Genomic DNA, 18,637 nt, shown 5'->3' with positions numbered 1-18,637 from the left:
GAATACGATACCGGCGATAACAAAACTCATGCCTCACCCAAATGCCGACTCCCGCCGAAGTACAACGCGCCGTCCTGGACATCATGGCTTCGCAGCGTCGCGATGCATGGAAGTCTCCCGAACTCAAGCACGCAGTCATGGCAAAGCTGGGGATGTCAGGGGACCAGGAAAAGGACGTTCGCCGTGCCTTCGCCGCACTGGAAGAACAGAACTACCTGGCGGGTGAAGGCAATGGTTCCGCAAGACAGTGGAGACTGCTGGCAAACGGGCCGGCAGCTGCCGTCCGGCCATCAATCGATCTTTCGCTGGCGCTGCTCAAGCTGCGTCAGCTTGCGCGACACCACCTTCCCAACAGTGTCATCGGCGACCTCGAAGGATACTTTGAAGGTGCTGCGCGCGTGCTCCGCGCGAACCCCATCGACAGCCGCTCGGAAAGCGCGCTGGCGTGGATGGGCAAGACCGCGCGCCTGGACGCCGGCTACCCCTTGATCCCGCCAACAGTCGACGAACAGATCTTCGAGACCATCTGGGCCGCGCTGTACCTGGACCAGACGCTATTCGTGCGCTACCAGGTGGCGGCCAGGGAGATCACGCAGCCCAAGGAATACGAGGTGCTGCCCTATGCCATCGTCGAGAAAGGCTCGTTCTGGTACCTGGTGGTCAAGCACCGGCGCTCCAGCGGCAAGCAGGGCTCGCCATGGTTGATGCGGCTCGACCGCATGCTTGCGGTAGAGAACCGCGGCTTCGTGCTCAAGCGCGAGCACGGGTTCGACCTGCAGGCCTTTATCAAGGAGGAGAAGGCGCTGGAGTGGTTCGCCAGCACGCCCGAGCCACTCGTTCTGCGCGTGCGCGAGCGTGGGTCCGTCCCAAGCCAGTTCCGATCCGTGCGGCTCTCCGACGATCAGTGCATCACCGAGGAGGAGGGCGGCTTTGTCCTGACCGCCACCGTTGCGCCGTCGATCGCGCTGAACAACCTGCTGCTGGAGCGCTCGCCGTTTGTGGAGGTCATTGCCCCGGCAAGTGTCCGGCGCGAGATCGGCAAGCTCCTCAGGGAAGCCGCTTCGAGGTACGCCGACGACGGCTGCAACGATGACGATGACGATGACAACACCGCCGGGCCAGCGTCCACGCAGCCATCGTCCCTGGGGTCGGTCACGTAAGGGAAGCCCTAGCGCATCAGATCCGGCCAGGGAAACGCAACCACCAGATCCGCGCTCGCCTTTTCGAAAGGGCGCGCGGAGTACATCAAGCGCCGGGCGATGACCCCGGTGCGCTGGCGCAGCGCGGCAATGGCCGCGCTCGGGCCCGCAATGGAGATCCAGGAGGGCGCCGCGTATCCTCCACCGATCAAAGCGACCAGATCCTCTTCGATCTTGCCGGCCAGGCGCTCGGGCGCGGGGTCGGTTTGCTGCAGCAGCAAGCAGGTGGTATCCAGCGATGCCAGCTCCCGCAGCCACCTGAGCGGCTCGCTGCCCGCAGCCAGCAGCGCGGCCGGATCCAGCGTCGAGCGCAAGAGAATGCCCAGCGCACTCGCCAGGCTGCGCGAGCCAGCGAGGATCCAGCTGCCCGCACGAACGGCCGGCAGCTGGCTGGCAGCACCGAGCACAAGCGCAATCTCAAGGCTGCCCGTGTTGCGCGCCTTCCTCATCGCCTGCACCGGCCCCATGGCATTCCACGTCGCGCCCCCGTTAGCGCCGGTCAGGCGCGCAGCGTCAACCAGGTGGACAACCACGTCGGCGCGCGCGCCGGCATGCCCGGCCTGCATCCATTCCAGGGCACCCGCAAACGTCGGGCAATCCATGATCACGCCCTGCACCTCCTCCGCCGAGAAACCCCACCGCTGAATCGCAACCCGCAGCGGCTTGATCGGGGTCAGCACGTCGTGGCCGATGGTCACGATGGTCATGTCGAGGGGGTCGTTCTGATGCATTTGCAGGCTCCTGTGTATCGGTAGCCGCAAGTCTGCTGCCCGCACCGGACAATTCGCTGTCCGGTATCGCCTCCAATATTCACTCCTGTCATGCAGTGGAATGCCATGCAACCTCAATCGGCTGCCCAAGAAAAAAGATCCAAGATTTCCCTAAAGTTATCCGAGGAATGGCCGATCTGGAATTGGCGAACGCATCACACGGCAACGCGCATCACTGGAATCCAAGATGAACACGCAATGGCAACGCCTGATAGCCCGGCTGACAGCACACCACCCGGACCGTCTGGCAGGACTCAACCCACCCGCATCGGCCGAACGGGTGGCAGACCTTGAGCGCGAGCTCGGCGTGTCCTTGCCCGATGACTACGTGCAATGCCTGCTGGTGCACGACGGCCAGGATCGCCACGCCGAATGGCTCTTCGACGGCGCCGAATTCCTATCCACCACACGCGTGCTGCGTGAATGGACGGTGTGGCACGAACTCTGGGCCAGCGGCGAGTTCGCGCAAATGACCGCAAGGCCGGATCCCGGGGTGAAGCCACTGTGGTGGTCGCCAAAATGGATCCCCTTCACCTACAACGGCGCCGGCGATCACCTCTGCCTGGACCTGGACCCGGATACCGGCGGCCAGTACGGCCAGGTCATCGCCCTGTGGCACGACGCCCCCAAGAGAGAGCGCATTGCGGACAGCTTCGGGCAATGGTTCTCGCAATTCACCGAGCGCCAGCGCTAAGCAAGCGAACCACAGCCAAGTCCAACCAAGCCCAACCAAGAGAAGCAAGAGCAAGCAATGAGAGAATCCGCAACGCAGCTGCGTGAGCAACGGCTTCAAACCCTATTCGACGATTGCCAGCAGCATGTGCTTGCCCAGATCATCGGCCCCTTTGGCTTGTCCACGGCGATGTTCCAGGACAAGACCGGCGGCAACGTCACCACCGCTCACAACTTCGCCCAAGGCACCACCGCAACGGACGACGACCAGGCGCGATACGCGCGCTTCCGGCAAAGCGCCGACGAGTTCGACCGCGCCAGCTACGCGGCAAGCACCACCGACTGGCAACGCAAGCGCGACAGCGCGGCGCAAAGCGGCATCGATGGCTACACCGGCAAGCCGCTCAGTGAAGACTTCGACCTGGACCATGTCGTTCCGCTCAAGGCCGTTGCCACCGATCCCCGCGCGCACCTTGCGCTTGGCGAAGTCAAGGACGGCACTGCCAGCGTCGACAAGATCAAGACGCTCCTGAACGACGACGCCAACCTTGTCGGCACCGACGCCAGCCTGAACCGATCGAAGAGCGACAAGGATGCCCAGGAATGGGCCCGCGCCAATAAAGCCGGCCAGGACGACAAAACCAACGCCGAGCACTACGAGGTGGATCCCAAGCGCATGGACGAGGCCTACCGCACGGCCTCCGACAAGATCAACGCCACCATCGACACCAGCCTGCTCAAAAAGCAAACGGGCGAGCTCCTGACCACGGGCCTGGACCAAGCCGCGCGCATGGCCGTGCGCCAGGCGCTAGGGCTGCTGCTCACCGAACTGGTCAACGGCCTGTTCAATGAGTTCAAGGTCCTGATCAAACGGGGCGTGGAGGCAGGAAAAACGCTCTTCCAGGACATTCGCGAGCGCCTTGGCCGCGTCATCCAAACCGTGGCGGCCAAGCTGCCAGATGCCATGGGGCAACTGCTTGGCGGCGGCGTCAGCGGCTTCATGAGCAATCTGCTCACGTTCCTGATCAACTCGTTCATCACCACGGCCAAACGCATCGTCACCGCCTTGCGCGAGGTACTGCTCGGCCTCTATCGCGCGTTCAAGCTCATCGCCATGCGGCCCGCACACATGACGCCGCGCGAGGCCATGCAGGCGGCGCTGAAGATCCTTGCCACCGTCGTCGCCACCACGGTCGGCGTGCTGCTTGAAGAAAGTGTGTCAGCCTTCATGCTCACCATTCCCTTCCTCAAGCCATTTGCCGATGTGGTGTCCCCCGTGCTGGTGGGCATTGTCAGTGGCCTGCTGTCCGCCTACCTCGCCTATCAGATCGACAGCGCATTTGACCGGCAGGCACGCGACGAGAAGCTGCTGGACGAACTCATGGCCGACGCACAACGCCGCGCCGGGTTCGCGGAAGAACTGCGCGCCCTGTGTGACGCCTCCCTGCGCAATGTCGAACAGTACGCCCAAGCCATGCAGGGCTACGCCGACATCGGCGCGGCCTATGGCCAGGCAGGACAGACGAGCGCCCTCACCCTCGCCAGCCTGGAGCACACCAATGCCCAGACGCGCGAGCAGGTTCGCCGCAGCCACGAAGGCGTTGCCAGCATCGAACACCGTCAACAGCAAATCGACGCATTCCTGAACCATCTCTAAAACGGACAGCAGCATGAGTTACGCAGGCAAGCAGGATCTACAGATCGTTCACGCATTCTCCTCGGTGGAGCTGCCAGAGCATATTTTTAGTTCCGGCAAGATCCAAGAACTGGTCTCCCGCATGGCAGACGCCAAGAACGCCACCGAAGGCGACGGCAATCGCCTCGCCCGCCTGCGCCGCGAGAAGTCCAGCAGCAATTTTGTCAGCAACTGGTGGAACGACCTCGACGACAAGATCCAGGATGCCAGCCTTGACCTTAGCCAATCCATTGGCAGCCTGACCCAGCGATCCGCGGAACTGCTGGCCGTCAATACTGCCATCTCCAAGGTGCTCAGCGACCAGCAGCAGGTGCTGCTAGAGCAGCAATCACAACTGCGCCAGCAAGCCACCGCGCTTGCCGAGCAGAACAAGCAGATCCGCGCCCAGCAGGACGAACTCGCGCAGCAGCAAACCGCGATCAACGCCGCAAACGAAGGCCTGCTGCAAGCCAAGGGCGTGTCCCAGGAACAAGCCCTCAAGCTCATCGGCTGCGTGCAACGCGTGGAAGCCGCCGAAGCCAAGATGGAATCGGCGAACCAGGCACTGCTCCAAGGCATGGAAGGCCAACTCGCCCAGGCCGCGCAGACACAACTCGCCAAGCTCCGTGCGGAGCAGCTGCAGGGCACAAAGCGCACCCGCTATGCCATCGCGGCCGCGCTGAGCCTGAGCGTGCTATCGATTGCGCTGCAGCTGGCGCTGCACTTCGGCGCCAGGTAAGTCACTGAAGGTGTGGCACCGGATCGGGCGGTGCGTCCCCCGGTTGCAAAAAACGGTTCATCCGACGTTTGTGTGGGTCGATGCATCGCTGGGCTAAATCCAGCACTGCCGTAGCTCCCCTCTCCCGCATGGCGGGAGAGGGGTTGGGGGAGAGGGCGGGCCTGCGCAAGCGCGAGGCGCATCACGTTGAGCGAGCGCCCACCCTCTCCCCCGGCCCCTCTCCCATTTCATGGGAGAGGGGAGCAAACCAGCGTTGATGCAGAAGTCGCAAGAACCAAAAAAACAAGCGCGTCACGCGATAGCGGCGCCGCATTGCCAGATAAAAAAGTAGAGGAAACCGAGTCCATGTCGGCAGCCAGCCAAATCCTGAGATTCTTCGTGTACCTGTCGATATTCGCGGGGCTGCTCATGCTGCGCAACGCGCTCGTCCCCCACAGTTATGACGAGCCGGTGCTCTTTCTCCTGACGGTTGCCGCAGCCGCGATACTCTGCATGCTGTATTACATCGTGTCCGAAGGACACTGGGCGGAGATTGCCGGCAACATCGTGATCTCGCTCGCGCTCACCGTTGCCGCGGCCCTGTTTCCGCCGCTGGGCATCCTGGTTGTGCTCTGGGTGCTCTTCAACATCGCCAAAACGCTTGCGTCCATCGTCCAGCTACTGCCGCTAGCCATAGCCAGTGTGCTGTTGTACGTACTACTCTTCCCTGCGCCAGTTCTGCGCGCGGTAGGGCTGCAAGGATTCCTCGGACTGCCGGTGCTGATCGCATACGCGGCATTCAGCATCCTCTACGCCGCAAAGGCCGCTCGAGACCCCATGAAGCTTGGACTGTTCAAGCTATCCATCATGCTGCTCTCCGTCCCACTGCTGGCTCTGCTGATCGCGTCGATTCGGTCGGGACTGCAAAATCTGTTCAGGCAATCGCTCACCTCAACGTCCCGGGCCATCCAGATGCCTCAGACCGTCCAGGCACACGTCCGCGCTGGCGTGCAGGTTGACGCCTACACGCGAGCCGTCTCGAAGACCATCACCGAGACGGCAATCTCCACGACGGTTGGGACCGGCGGCGTCATGATTGGCGTGGGTGCGGAACTGGTGAAGGGAAACAAGCCGTCTGAGCGTGGCGATCGCGACGGCGCGCGGTAACACGGAAGGCCGCCGTACTGCCGGGCCGTGAGACATCGCTGTGCGGCGATGGGCGCCTCAAGCATCGTTCGCCGCTCGCTGCCGCTGGCTGGCCACACCAGCCAGACCGCTCGAGATCGGGCGTTTGCAGCGTTGTTTGGTGTGGATGGATGGCCGGCCTAACTACTTTAACAGCGTGAAGTGGCCGTCGAAGACGGCGTCGCATCCGAGGTGAATTTGTGAGGCATCGGGGTATCTTGAGCGGTAGAGTGGCTCAAGATTGGACCGAGCCGATTGCCGAGGTTACAATGCCGCCACAGGTGCCCACCTTACTTGCACACGAGTAAAAAAAGGCGTTGCTCCACTGTCACTGAAGAACTTCTCTTTAAGCCTCGTCGTCGGGGACTTAAACGTGTGCGCCTGACCCGTATTCGGCGTGGCGTTGAGGAAAGTTTTGTCATGACAATCAATGAACTCGCGCACTCCGCGCAGCAGCATCTCCTTGCCAGCACAGGCACCCAGGTCAAGAGAACGCACATCTACGAGTTGCTGGCGGCCACGTTTGGTTTTCGCTCCTATGCCGCATTCAATGCTGCGGCCGTTTTCACTGAGCGCCACCTATCCACGCGAACGACGCGTATCGATGACGCCGACATCCGACATCGCTGCGCGCAGCTCGGATACCAGCCAGAAGTTGCGAACGCTGTCAGCCTCGCCCTGCCGGCCTTCTTGGCCTTGCACCACATCGGAGCCATTCGCATCGCGGCATTGGTGAATGTACTGCGCGGCGAGCTGGCAAGGCATGACGGCTATCCTGCGGTTCAAGACGATCCAGAAGACGACGGATTAGATGAGCGTAACTACGATCGCGCTGATCGCTGGGCGGAGCCTGACGATTTGGCATTTCCCATCCTGCTCGACGGACTGGAAACGCATGCAGCGAAAGGACGTGCTCTGGCCCACTATGCACTGGCACTGCTCCACGCTCCCGACGACGAGGATGAGGATCGGGAGGTTGGCCGCGGCTACTGGTACTCCCAAGCCCAAAAGGGACTGATCTTGACTGGCGTGGAAAAGGAGTGGGCGGATGCGGAAGCCGCGCGTCTCGCCAAAGAAGGGAAATACGCTCGCCACCTTCGCGAGGCGGCACGGCTGGGGCAGCGGGACGCCATGCTCGAGTTGGCCGAGCAGTTTGATGATCCGGCCTTCTTCGAGCAAGAAAGCGCAGAGGTCAATGCGGACCCCGCCTTCGTCGCCGAAATCGCCGAGCGCCTCGGTAGACAGGACGACGCAAGGAAGTGGCTCACCAAAGCGGCCGAATCCGGTGACACTGAGGCGATGCGACAATTGATCGAGGAGTATGACCACGGCGATTTGCAGCGCTGCTGGACCTGGATATACCTCGCGGAATTATTCGGAACCGACCTGACCAAAGACGACTATTACGCCATCGACGAGCATGGCTCCCCATACGACGACGATGTTGGCGGGCCAGCGTACGTTGGGGGACAGGACGGGGTGAAGTTGGATCCGATCAGCCCGGAGCAGGACGCTGCCGCTCGGCTTGCAGCAGAAAGGCTTTTCCGCGAGATCGAGCCGACTTCGGGCAAGTGAAATAGTTGGGGCGAGGCCCTGCGCCTCGCCAAACGCTAAGCAAAGGCTGCCTGGAGATCAGTTGGCGGAGGCTTAGGCATTTTCCATGGCTGCAGACTGTTCTAGCCCTGCCATTTAGACGCGCCAACAAGAGGCCTCCCTGGGCTCTTGATGCGTAGGATAAGTCCGACCTCCCCTCCAAATTCAGCACACGCCTTACCGGAGATGCAACATTACCGATCTGTGCTGCGGCCACTCTGCCACATGAAAAGCGGATGCAAGCCGACTTATTTGCGCCCCATTCGCCACAAATTGGCATACCATTGCAAATCTGGACCACCGTCTTGCTCCCAACGCAGCATCCACCGTAGGAGGCGGCCAAGTGTCAACCTCAAGCGATTCTGCCGATTTGTTCCGGCACGTAAGCGCCGAGAAGGCTTTGCTCTATCGCGCCATCATGAGCGTCTTCGCCGCCGCAAAGCGGCAGTACCGCTTGCAATTGCGCCCTGATGAAGTACTGGCGGAGGCCGAATGGCCGGACGGTACACCCCGCATTGAAGACGTCAACCTCGCGCTGGCGCAACTCACCGCCTGGGGCAATTTGCAATCGCAGCCGGATACCGCTCGGGTGGCCAGCCTCAACGATTTCTACCGCGCGCGCTTTTTGTACCGGCTCTCACTCGGCGGGGAGGCGGTCGAAGCTGCCCTCGTGGTATTCGCCCATAGCTTGCAGCGCCGCGCCGAATTGCAAACTGTGGCGCTTGAGGATATCGCCAGCCGGCTCGCCGCGCTGCAAGCACTGCTCGATGGCAACGGCGACACCAGCGACGCCGATGTCGCCAAGGTCCACGAAATCCTGCGCGATCTCGTTCTCGTCTTCGAGAACCTGGCCGACAATGCCCAGGCGTTCATGGCCGGGATCGCTCGCAGCATCGAACTGCAACGCGCCGAAGCGACTGCCGTGGCCTCCTACAAGCGGCGTCTGATCGACTATCTTGAACGCTTCATGGGCGACTTGGTGCGGCGTTCGGACACAATCGCGCGGCTGCTGCTAGCCCTGGGACCACGCATTAACCTGGCGCTGCAGCAGGTGGCGGAGCGTGAAGCACGCGACGCTGCGCCAGGCGACGAACTCGAACTCGCCGAAGAGCGTGCACGCCGCTGGCGAGCCTGGCTCGAACGCTGGAAAGGCCTGCGTGGCTGGTTCCTTTCCACTGGTCAGGAGCCGCCACAGGCCGAACTGCTGCGGGCCCGGGCGCGTGCTGCGATTCCGCAATTACTTGGAGCAATCGCCGCGCTCAACGAGCGCCGCAGCGGTCGTAGCGACCGCTCGGCCGACTTCCGTACGCTTGCCGGGTGGTTTGCCTCCTGCGACAACGACGACGACGCCCACCGTCTCGCACGGGCCGCGTTCGCGCTCAATCCCGCGCGACATTTTTCCCTCAACCCACTGAATGATGCTGACTTACCAGCCAGCACGCCCTGGGCCGACGCACCACCATTAGAGATCAACCCACGACTGCGCGAATATGGCGAAGCCGCACCGCGCGGCCCTTTGCCAAAGGTGCGGGACCGCAGCGCAGAACGCGCTCTGATGGCAGTCCAGTTTGCAGAAGAGTCCCGCCAGGTCGAAGCCGCGAGGCAGCACCTGGCAACTGGCCGCGCAACGCTACTTTCGGAGCTCGGCGAACTCGATCTGCCGACGTTCGGACTGTTCCTGAACCTACTTGGCGAAGCGCTGAGCGAACAGGCCCGCCCCGACAAGCCGGTCGAACGGCAAACCGGCGACGGGCTACTGCGAATCTGCCTTGAACCCCTCGAGGCCGACAGCCTTGCACTCATCACTACGCCCTCGGGCGTGTTCTCAGGGCGCGATCACCGGCTGACAATCAGCTCCACCCAGGAGTTAGAATGACCGCGCGCCGCCGGAGCCCGCGTGGTGCGGGTAGTCCAAGCAGCCAGCACATCGGCGAGCTGCAGACGCGCCAGCAACAGGACGAATTTCGCAGCGCGCTGCGCGCCTTGCTGATGCAGCCGTTGCTCAACCCCGCGCATGCCGACTTCCCGGCCGTACGGCGCCAAGCCGACAAGCTCCGCGAGTGGTTCGCTCGCGAAGCCGGCTGGGTGCTGCACGTCGAGCGCGACGGGGCGCGCCTGTATAAGCGCCCGGCCGACCTGCAGGATGCGACGCGTGGCATGCCTGGCTATGACCGTCGTCGCTACGCACTGCTGAGCCTGGCCTGCGCGGTCCTGGAACGTGCCGACCCGCAAATCACGTTGCAATTGCTCGGCGACCGTGTGATGGAACTTGCAGCCGATCCCGCGCTGCGGCTCAGCGGCTTCGTCTTCACGCTGAGCAGCGCAGCCGAGCGGCGCGAACTGGTCACCGTCTGTCGCAGTCTACTGGAACTCGGCGTGCTGCAGCGGGTCGCTGGCGACGAGGAAGGCTTCGTCCACGCACAAGAAGGCCCACACGGCGACGCGCTCTACGATGTGCAGCGCCGCGCCCTGGCAGGCATGCTGGCTGCCGTGCGCGGGCCTTCAACGTGGGCGCCGGGAGAGGCCCCGCTGGATTTCTCGGCGCGGTTGCACTCGCTGGTCTCCGAACATGTCGCCGACAGCGAAGAGGGACGACGCCTCGCGCTGCGTCACGCACTTTCAAGGCGCCTCCTCGATGACCCTGTTATCTACACCAACTCGCTCGACGCAGAATCCCAGGCATATTTCATCAACCAGCGCGGGGTAATGGCGGCGCGCATCTGCGAAGTCACCGGTTTGGTTGCCGAACAGCGTGCGGAAGGCCTTGCACTGACCGACGACGGCGCGCTAACCGATATCGCGATGCCTGCCGAAGGCACCGAGGCACACGTCACATTGCTCGTCGCCGAGCATCTGGCAGCCCAAGTCCGGGAACATGGCGCAGGTGCGACGACAACGGCCGGGGCCATCGCCGCTTTCCTGCGTGCGGCGACCGATCGCTATGGCCGCTATTGGCGTAAGTCCGCGCGCGAGCCAGGCGCCGAGCGCGAACTGGCGCAGATTGCGCTCGACCGGTTAAATAATCTCCAACTGATCTCGCGCGACGGCGACGACATCTGTGCGCTGCCAGCGATCGCCCGTTTTGCGCTCGGTGAAGCACAAGTGCACACGCAAGCGAACACACCCCACACCGATCCCCGCAACGCCACCCTGTTCTAGACATGAGCGAAGACGATATTTTCGCAACAGCGACAGCCACTGCCTCAGTCGCAGTTCGCCCAGCGTTGCCCGAACCCCAGCGGGAACGCTGGCAACCGCTTCGCCTCGGTCTGGTCGAGCTGTTTCACTATGACAGCGAAGAGTTTTGGTTTCGCGACGGTCACTTGCTGCTGCGTGGCAATAACGGCACCGGAAAGTCAAAGGTCCTGTCGCTGACGCTACCTTTCCTGTTTGACGCCAACCTGCGATCGGGACGCATCGAGCCGGACGGCGACAACGGCAAGAAAATGGCCTGGAACCTGCTGTTGAACAGTTACCCGCGCCGCATCGGCTACACCTGGATCGAATTTGGCCGACGTGCGGCGGATGGCAGCACGCACTATGTGACGCTAGGTGCGGGCCTCTCAGCGGTAGCGGGGCGCTCGCAGGTTGAAAGCTGGTTCTTCATACTTGCAGATGGTGATGATGGCGGCGCGCGCATCGGGCGCGACCTCTGGCTGACCAACGCACAAGGCGTAGTACTCACCCGCGAACGCCTGCGCGAAGCCATTGAGGGCTGCGGGCAACTGTTCGACACGGCCAACAGCTACCGCCGCGCAGTCGACGAGCGGCTGTTCCAGATCGGTCAACGCCGTTACGACGCGCTGATGGATACGCTGATCCAATTACGCCAGCCACAGCTTTCACGTAAGCCAGATGAAGCCGGGCTTTCGCACGCACTCACCGAAGCGCTGCCGCCGCTGCCACAGGAGTTGCTTACCGACGTCGCCGTGGCCCTCAACCAACTCGAAGAGGATCGCCGGCAACTGGATGACGTGAGGGCTCTGGAGGGTGCGGTTAAGCGCTTCGACCAGCGTTACCGCATCTATGCCAGCATGCTCAGCCGACGCCAGGCGCGCGAGCTACGGCAAGCGCAGACGGAGTTCGACAACGCCAGCCACGCTCGCCTCCAGGCGCAAGCGGGTCTGGGCGCGGCGCAGACTGCCGAGACGGCGGCGGTGAATGAGCTCAAACAGGCGGAAAGTGCTCTGGCGGCGAAACGCAGCCGCCTGGAGACCTTGCAGTCCGACCCCACCATGCAGGACGCGAACCGGCTCGATAGTGCAAATAAGGACGCCATCAACAGATGGAAGGCCGTGGAAGACCAGAAGGCCCATTGCTCCCAGGCCGATGGCCGGCTGCAGCGCGAGACTCAATCCAGCGAACTGTGCGCTCAGCGTGCCGCCGAGGCGGAGCAGGCCTTGCTCGACGTGCGTGAGGAATACGCCGTCGACGCCGCGAGCGCTGGCATTGGTTCCAAGTTCGCCGAAAGCCCTTTGCTCACAATAGAGCCCGCAGCGCTTGCCGACTTGGCCTCGCACGATTTTGAGGCTGCCCCACGCGCGTTGCGCACCGCGATTGACAACCGCCGCGAACAGTTGGCTGTACTGGAGCGGCGCCACAGCGCGGTGCAGCAAGCGTTGCAAGCGCTCACGCAACGTCAGCAGGCACAAGGCGAATGCCAGGAGGAACTGGAAGAGGCCACGGTGCAGCGCACAGAAGCAGACATGGCGGCGGAACAGGCCGGACAGACACTGGTTACTGACTGGGCAGAGTACGCTGCCACCCTGGTACAACTGCGCATCGACGCGGAAACCCCGCTGCAAGATTTGGGCGAGTGGGTAGTACGCCCCGAAGGCGACAATCCCTGTCGCCTGGCCTTGCAGCAAGCGCAGCAAAACGCGCAAGTGCAGCACGCCGCCCGCCAGGCGGAAATTGATCGCCGCCGCAGTGCGCTGCAACTGGAATGCGCCGAACTCGATGCCGAACGCGCCGGACTGCTCGCGGGCCGCGACGCTATGCCACCGACGCCTCATACACGCGGCTCCGACACCCGTGGGGCGCAGGCTGGCGCGCCACTGTGGCAGCTAGTTGAATTCCGCGAACACGTGGACGCAGCGCAACGGGCAGGACTCGAAGCTGCGCTGGAGGCGTCCGGCCTGCTTGACGCCTGGGTAACGCCCAGTGGCACGTTGCTCGCAGACGAGAAGGGCGAGCCTTGGCTGGATAGCCAATGGACACTGCGGCCGGGTACGCTCGGTGCAACGCTGGCCGAGTGGCTGTGTGCCGATGTCACCGCGGAAGGGCCGGTACCAGCCGCACTGATCGAACGGCTACTGGCTAGCGTAGCTTGCGGAGCAGACAATGACGCCGAAGCCTGGGTCGCCCCCGACGGGCGCTTCCGTCTGGGAACGCTCGCCGGCGCATGGACCAAGCCGCAGGCGATATACATCGGCCAGCGTGCCCGTGCCTTGGCGCGCCAGCAACGCGTTGCCGCCATCACGGTGCTACTCGCCGGCCTTGCCGACGAGCTGGCGCAGGTGCAACTCGATGACGACCGGCTGGCCGATGATAGGCGCCAGGCCGGGCAAGAATGGGCGGGGGCACCGTCCGAGCAGGCACTGCATCAGGCGCTGCGTGCCGCCGCTTCGGCCGCCCGCGATTATCAGGCGGCACGCGGCCGGCTAGATCGGGCCGAAGCACTGTGCCGCGCCGCCGAAAGCGAAGTGCAATCCGCACGCGACGCCTTGCGGCACGACGCCACCGACATGGGCCTGCCGCTTGATGCCGAAGCACTCCCCGCAATCAATGCAGCCATACAACGTTGCCTCGACGGTCTCTACCGGGTCCTGCAGACGGCGCAGGAATGGCGGCGCGCGCAGCCCGAACTTGCCCGGCAGCGAGCGCGCGAAGCCGAAGCACAGGCCCATCTGAATCAGATTCAAGGTCAGCTTGCGGCCTATCGCATAGAAGCTGAGGAAGCCCAGGCCCGCTTTGAAGTATTGCGCGACACGGTCGGTGCCGACGTGGACAACCTGCTCAAGCAATTGCGTGAAGCGCGCGAAGCTGTAGGGAAGGCGGTAGAGGCGGAGCGTGAGGCCTCCGATAGCCGCCGCATCGCGGGTGAGGAGCGCGCTCGGGCGGGCGCCCAGGCCGGGACTGCCGAGCAAGCGCTCGCCCAGCGCGGCGAGGCGCGAACCGTCGCCGTCGCGCGCCTGCAGCACTTCGCCGCTAGCAGCTTGCTGTCGTCGGCCTTGCCCACCCTGGAATTGCCCGATCTGGGCAGCGCCTGGACTATCGATCCTGCGCTGACGCTGGCACGCCGAGCCGAGCAGGCACTGGCCCATATCTCCGATGACGAAGCCAGTTGGAACCGAGTCCAGCGGCTGATCAGCGAGGATCTGCAAGACCTGCAGCGCGCGCTTACCGCGCTTGGCCACCACGCGACGGCGGAGGCCAACGACTGGGGCTTTGTAGTGCACATCATTTATCACAACCGCCCTGAGCGGCCCGACTTGCTCGCGGCCCGGCTTGCCGATGACATTGCGCAGCGCAGCGAACTGCTGTCAGCCAACGAACGCGCCATCCTCGAGAACCACCTTCAGGCGGAGATCGCCTCTGAAGTGCAGCGGCTATTGCGTGCGGCGGAGCATCAGGTCAATGCCATCAACAGCGAACTGCATAAGCGGCCGACCTCCACAGGCGTACGCTACCGGCTGCGGTGGCAGCCGCTCGGCACAGATGAGGGCGCGCCCGTCGGACTCGATGCCGCGCGCGAGCGGCTGCTAAACACGAGCGCCGACCTCTGGTCGGCCGAGGACCGGCGCGTCGTCGGGACCATGCTGCAGATGCGCATCACGGCCGAACGCGAGCGTGCCGACGCCGAACCCGGTGGCACTGCAGGAGATGGCGGCGGCAGCCTGATCGACCAACTTGCGCGCGCCTTGGACTACCGCCGCTGGCACCATTTTCGCGTGGAGCGGCTCCAGGACGGACAGTGGCGCAAGCTGTCCGGACCGGCATCCAGCGGTGAACGCGCACTCGGTCTGACCGTGCCACTGTTCGCCGCCATCTCCAGCTTCTACAGCCAAGGCTGCAACCCGCAGGCGCCGCGGCTGATGTTGCTCGATGAAGCGTTCGCCGGCATCGACGATGCCGCCCGCGCCCACTGCATGGGACTTATCCACGAGTTCGATCTCGATTTCGTCATCACCAGCGAGCGCGAATGGGCCTGTTATGCCGAATTACCTGGGGTAGCGATCTGTCAACTGCAGCGGCGCGAGGGCATCGACGCCGTGTTCGTCTCCCGCTGGATGTGGGACGGTCGCGCCCGACGGCGTGAAGCGGATCCGGACCGACGCTTTGCTACATCATGAGGAGCAACGATCCGATGGCGCGCCTGGCGGTTGACCCCCGTCTGCAATCGCTGCTCGGCGGCCCCGCGTTGGCTGGACTGCGGCTGCGGCTGCGCAAACGCTTCGCGAGGCTACTGAGCGACGCACCGCCGCCGGCCTTGCGCATTGGCGGCCTGAGTCCGGTTGAATACGAAGCGCTTGCGGTACTGACAGGGCGCCGCCCGAGCCAAGCGCAATCGCTGCAACTCGACCTCGCCGCCATCGATGCCAGATTGCGTGAGGCTGGCATTGCCGACTCCTTGCGGGATGCACTCGAACGGCTCGACGGCCCGATTGAAAACACGGCCTCGGCACGCGCAGAGCAACACGCGCAATGGTCAGCCGTAAGCAAGGCTTGCCATGATCCAGCACTCGCGAACTATCTGCAAAAGCCGCAGGCGTTCGGTTTACTCAAACGACTTGCGCGGCAAGACCCGCTAGCCGCGAGCCAACTCCTCGAACGAGCTCAGGCCGTCTTGTCGCGGATACCGGCCAGCGGAGTGCCACGCGCACAACTGGCGGCCGAGACGCTCGGCAATGCGCATGCGCTCGACAACGGCCAGGCTACAGCGACCCTAGTCCTTGCCGTATTGCGGCAGCGCGACAGGACAGTGATGCCCGGAACACGCACCGATACGCAAGCGCAGGCCGACGACGCTGCCAGCCCCGAACAGCGCGACGAATCCACACGCGAGACCTGGGCCCGGGCCGGCATTCTGGTCAACGAACTGGCAAGACCGGTGCTGTTCTTGAATCTTCCCGTGCTGGCAGAGGCAGCGAGCGTCAACCCCGCGGGCGAGCCCGGCTACCTCTCGCTACGCCGGCTCTTACGCGCGCCGCCAGCATGGGCCGTGAGCGAGCGCACTGTGTATGTCTGCGAGAATCCCAACCTTGTTGCCATCGCCGCGGACCTTCTCGGCGAACACAGCGCACCGCTCGTCTGCACCGACGGCATGCCCGCGGCAGCGCAGCGTACGCTGCTTGACCAACTGCACCGCGCTGGAGCACACCTCCACTACCACGGCGACTTCGACTGGCCCGGCATCGGAATTGCCAACCATGTCATGCGTGCCTGGGGAGCGCGGCCCTGGCGTCTCCAAGCAACCGACTATGAGGCGGCAGCGCTTGAGGCACCGCACACAGAACGCGATCTGACCGGAGCGGGCGTAACGGCAACGTGGGATCCGGCTTTGACCGGCGCGATGCGAAAGCACGGATTGTCCATTGCCGAAGAAGCAGTGGCCGCGTCGCTCTTGCCAGATCTGCGGCTATAGCAGGCAGGTAGCCGTAGAAACTTCGGGCGATTCGTCTTTGCTGGCGGAGATCTTTGCTGCCGATCTCTACGCTTGCGAAGCGCTATCGCGCCCGCCCTCAACAAGCCGCAGGAATTCCGTGACCATGCCTGATATCTGGCGTTGCTCCAGAATGCGCGTCTCGGAAAGATCTTCATCCGAGCCGTACATGAATCGCGCGCATGCTACCGGGCCGTCCCGCAAATGCCCCTCGACGCCGTCTGCGCCACAGAAGCGCAGGCGCAATGCGTCGAGAGCGCTATCCACAGCTTTTGCGTGCTTGCCCTCGCCGCGTCGCGACCTGAATTGCTCCGCGACCCATTCGAGGTGTCCCGCGTAGCGCATGACGTGCACAAGATCCGCAGCATCCTTGTTCTCTGCGCGATCATCAAACGCCAGCGCTTTCAGGACGAGGAAAGCCGTCACATCAGCGTAGCGTACCGTCTCCGTCGCAACCCCACCGCCGTCAAGCAATTCAGCAGTGATCTCTCGTTGAGCAAACCAGTCATGGACGATCCCGATATGATTGATCGCAAGCGCCGAGATGCCCTCACCGTCGACTGTACCCACCTTCCCGCCAGGCAATTCTTCGCTTGTATCCCGCAGGAATTCGATCATCACATACTCGTGCGCGGATACCTGCCGCTGCCAGCGCCAGCTACTGGGCTTGCCATTGGCGTTCACATACCTCGCAAACCCCCAATCCTTCAACTGCTTGGCCAAATCTCTGTATGCATCGCCGGCGGCAAGCACTTGCAAGTTCAGAACAATGTCTACATCAGAGGTGCCTGCGTGAGCCGGCACATCCGGCGGCTGCTCTGGCGTGAGGTAGCGCGGAACAAGACCGCCAACCAGACGTAAGGTCGGCTTGAGGGTGCCAAACCCACGGAGCAGGGTGATCAATGCCCGTTCGCAAGCGAGCGTGTGTTCTGCGTTGTAACCATCGGCGGTTGCCGGTTTGGAGAGGGCCATGAGGTCAGATTTTCAGGATGTCCGAGCGAAGTTGCGAAGCAAGTTCCTTGTTGCGGCCGCGGCCGTCCAGCAAGTCCAGGTACATGATGAACGCGCTGGCCAGGTGCGAGGGAGGATCCGAGTGTTCTCCTGTGAATAAGGAACTCGCACCACTGCGCTCGATGAGGGTGACATTCGAGCCTTTCTCCACCTCCTGCAACCCCAGCGCCTTTGCGTAGTCGGGCGCGCTGCCAGGCGGAACAATGATTTCTGCGCTCTCCACGTGCGTAAGCAGCGGTGACACAGCATTCGCCGCAGCGGTGCTGGTGAATGCCCAGCCCCTCAGCGCCTCGCGTTCCAGCTTGTCGGCGATAGCCAGAAGCATCGCCTTCGGGTTGTGGGTGTATGCAAACCAGCGTGTTTTATGTTCCTTGCGAACACGCCAGGCGTCGGCCCACAAGTCAAGCAGCACACCTGGCTGTGCAAGTCGCCGGCGTAGCGTTCGCCCACTGCCTTTGGACTCCAGCAACTCCCGGCGTTCCAATTCTTGCAAGGTGAGCGACACCGTGTAGGCGGAGGTTTCGGCGAGGCTGGCAATCTCAAGCCCGGTCAGCCATTTCTGATGGGAATGGAGCAGGGCATGTATGACCTGCTCCCTCGCGCCAGTGAAGAGCGATTCTGCGCGCCGGGGCGAACCTGGTTTCGCCAGGCGATCGATGTTGATCAGCCAGTCCTTGTGCTTAAGGTACAAACTTCCACTGGCGTCGAAGTAGCCTATGTTGCGCTCGCGCAAGATCTCCCGCGCCCCCGCGCTAAGTTGCTCGGCAATCACGAAAAGGGCCGTGTTGGTCGCGTCTTCCAGGGACAGTCGATACTCTTCCAGCCGCCACACGGCGTTCCGAATGTCGCGCGGGTAGCCTACCCGCAGGATCTCGGCAGCGAGGCGAAGGTCAACGCCCTCCACACTCACGAGCAGGTCCAGCCGACCAGGGCGTCCATGCGCCTGAAACGGTACTTCTGTGTGCCGTTGCCCAGAGAGCTGTTTTTCGGTGGAGCCTTCGAACGCTTCGACAAACCGTGCTATCAACGACTCGGTGAAATCGGAATTCATGTGAATTTGCTGATCAGCAAAATTGTGGGACTCATGCTTAGTTTAGCTATTTTTTATTGTTTTGCTGTACAGCTAACCATGAAAAATAGCTATACGTG

13 protein-coding genes are annotated in these 18,637 nt (G+C 63.1%); 10 read left to right on the top strand and 3 right to left on the bottom strand.

Features of this window, described 5'->3' with window-relative positions; translation table 11 throughout:
• The first annotated feature begins 83 nt into the window (after window positions 1-83).
• Window positions 84-1,160, top strand: coding sequence for a helix-turn-helix transcriptional regulator (locus tag AC1Q7Q_RS30625; protein WP_492373188.1), 1,077 nt, complete (start codon window positions 84-86; stop codon window positions 1,158-1,160).
• An 8-nt stretch (window positions 1,161-1,168) separates the two neighbouring features.
• On the opposite strand, the gene AC1Q7Q_RS30620 is transcribed toward AC1Q7Q_RS30625, so the two are convergent.
• The gene (locus AC1Q7Q_RS30620) at window positions 1,169-1,930 is read right to left on the bottom strand and encodes a hypothetical protein (protein ID WP_492373189.1); all 762 of its coding nucleotides are present in this window, start codon (window positions 1,928-1,930) and stop codon (window positions 1,169-1,171) included.
• Between the two features lie 226 nt (window positions 1,931-2,156).
• Between AC1Q7Q_RS30620 and AC1Q7Q_RS30615 the strand changes: the two genes are divergently transcribed.
• The 9 genes from AC1Q7Q_RS30615 (at window position 2,157) to AC1Q7Q_RS30575 (ending at window position 16,459) form a co-directional block, all read left to right on the top strand.
• On the top strand, window positions 2,157-2,663 hold the full coding sequence (locus AC1Q7Q_RS30615) for an SMI1/KNR4 family protein (protein WP_492373190.1): 507 nt from the start codon (window positions 2,157-2,159) through the stop codon (window positions 2,661-2,663).
• A gap of 57 nt (window positions 2,664-2,720) precedes the next feature.
• The gene (locus AC1Q7Q_RS30610; protein WP_492373191.1) at window positions 2,721-4,298 is read left to right on the top strand and encodes an AI-2E family transporter; all 1,578 of its coding nucleotides are present in this window, start codon (window positions 2,721-2,723) and stop codon (window positions 4,296-4,298) included.
• A gap of 13 nt (window positions 4,299-4,311) precedes the next feature.
• A complete protein-coding gene (locus tag AC1Q7Q_RS30605) occupies window positions 4,312-5,055 on the top strand; it encodes a hypothetical protein (protein ID WP_492373192.1) in 744 nt (247 codons plus the stop codon).
• Between the two features lie 345 nt (window positions 5,056-5,400).
• On the top strand, window positions 5,401-6,201 hold the full coding sequence (locus AC1Q7Q_RS30600; protein ID WP_492373193.1) for a hypothetical protein: 801 nt from the start codon (window positions 5,401-5,403) through the stop codon (window positions 6,199-6,201).
• A gap of 438 nt (window positions 6,202-6,639) precedes the next feature.
• The gene (locus tag AC1Q7Q_RS30595; RefSeq protein WP_492373194.1) at window positions 6,640-7,794 is read left to right on the top strand and encodes a hypothetical protein; all 1,155 of its coding nucleotides are present in this window, start codon (window positions 6,640-6,642) and stop codon (window positions 7,792-7,794) included.
• Window positions 7,795-8,155: 361 nt separating this feature from the next.
• Complete coding sequence (locus tag AC1Q7Q_RS30590) at window positions 8,156-9,688, top strand: TIGR02677 family protein (protein WP_492373195.1); 1,533 nt, start codon at window positions 8,156-8,158, stop codon at window positions 9,686-9,688.
• Window positions 9,685-10,971: a TIGR02678 family protein gene (locus AC1Q7Q_RS30585; RefSeq protein WP_492373196.1), complete on the top strand. Its 1,287-nt coding sequence runs from the start codon at window positions 9,685-9,687 to the stop codon at window positions 10,969-10,971. Before AC1Q7Q_RS30590 ends, AC1Q7Q_RS30585 begins: the two co-directional genes overlap by 4 nt.
• A gap of 2 nt (window positions 10,972-10,973) precedes the next feature.
• The gene (locus tag AC1Q7Q_RS30580) at window positions 10,974-15,167 is read left to right on the top strand and encodes a TIGR02680 family protein (protein WP_492373197.1); all 4,194 of its coding nucleotides are present in this window, start codon (window positions 10,974-10,976) and stop codon (window positions 15,165-15,167) included.
• Between the two features lie 14 nt (window positions 15,168-15,181).
• Complete coding sequence (locus AC1Q7Q_RS30575; RefSeq protein ID WP_492373198.1) at window positions 15,182-16,459, top strand: TIGR02679 family protein; 1,278 nt, start codon at window positions 15,182-15,184, stop codon at window positions 16,457-16,459.
• Window positions 16,460-16,525: 66 nt separating this feature from the next.
• Here the strand turns inward: AC1Q7Q_RS30575 and AC1Q7Q_RS30570 are convergent, their stop codons facing one another.
• Both AC1Q7Q_RS30570 and AC1Q7Q_RS30565 read right to left on the bottom strand, forming a co-directional pair.
• A complete protein-coding gene (locus tag AC1Q7Q_RS30570) occupies window positions 16,526-17,449 on the bottom strand; it encodes a hypothetical protein (RefSeq protein ID WP_492373199.1) in 924 nt (307 codons plus the stop codon).
• A 4-nt stretch (window positions 17,450-17,453) separates the two neighbouring features.
• Entirely contained in the window at window positions 17,454-18,539 is a 1,086-nt protein-coding gene (locus AC1Q7Q_RS30565) for a type IV toxin-antitoxin system AbiEi family antitoxin (RefSeq protein WP_492373200.1), read from the bottom strand.
• Between the last annotated feature and the right edge of the window lie 98 nt (window positions 18,540-18,637).

The sequence above is a fragment of the Cupriavidus sp. GW823-FHT07A04 genome (genome assembly GCF_058794615.1).
This window is presented reverse-complemented; position numbering and strand designations above follow the sequence as displayed.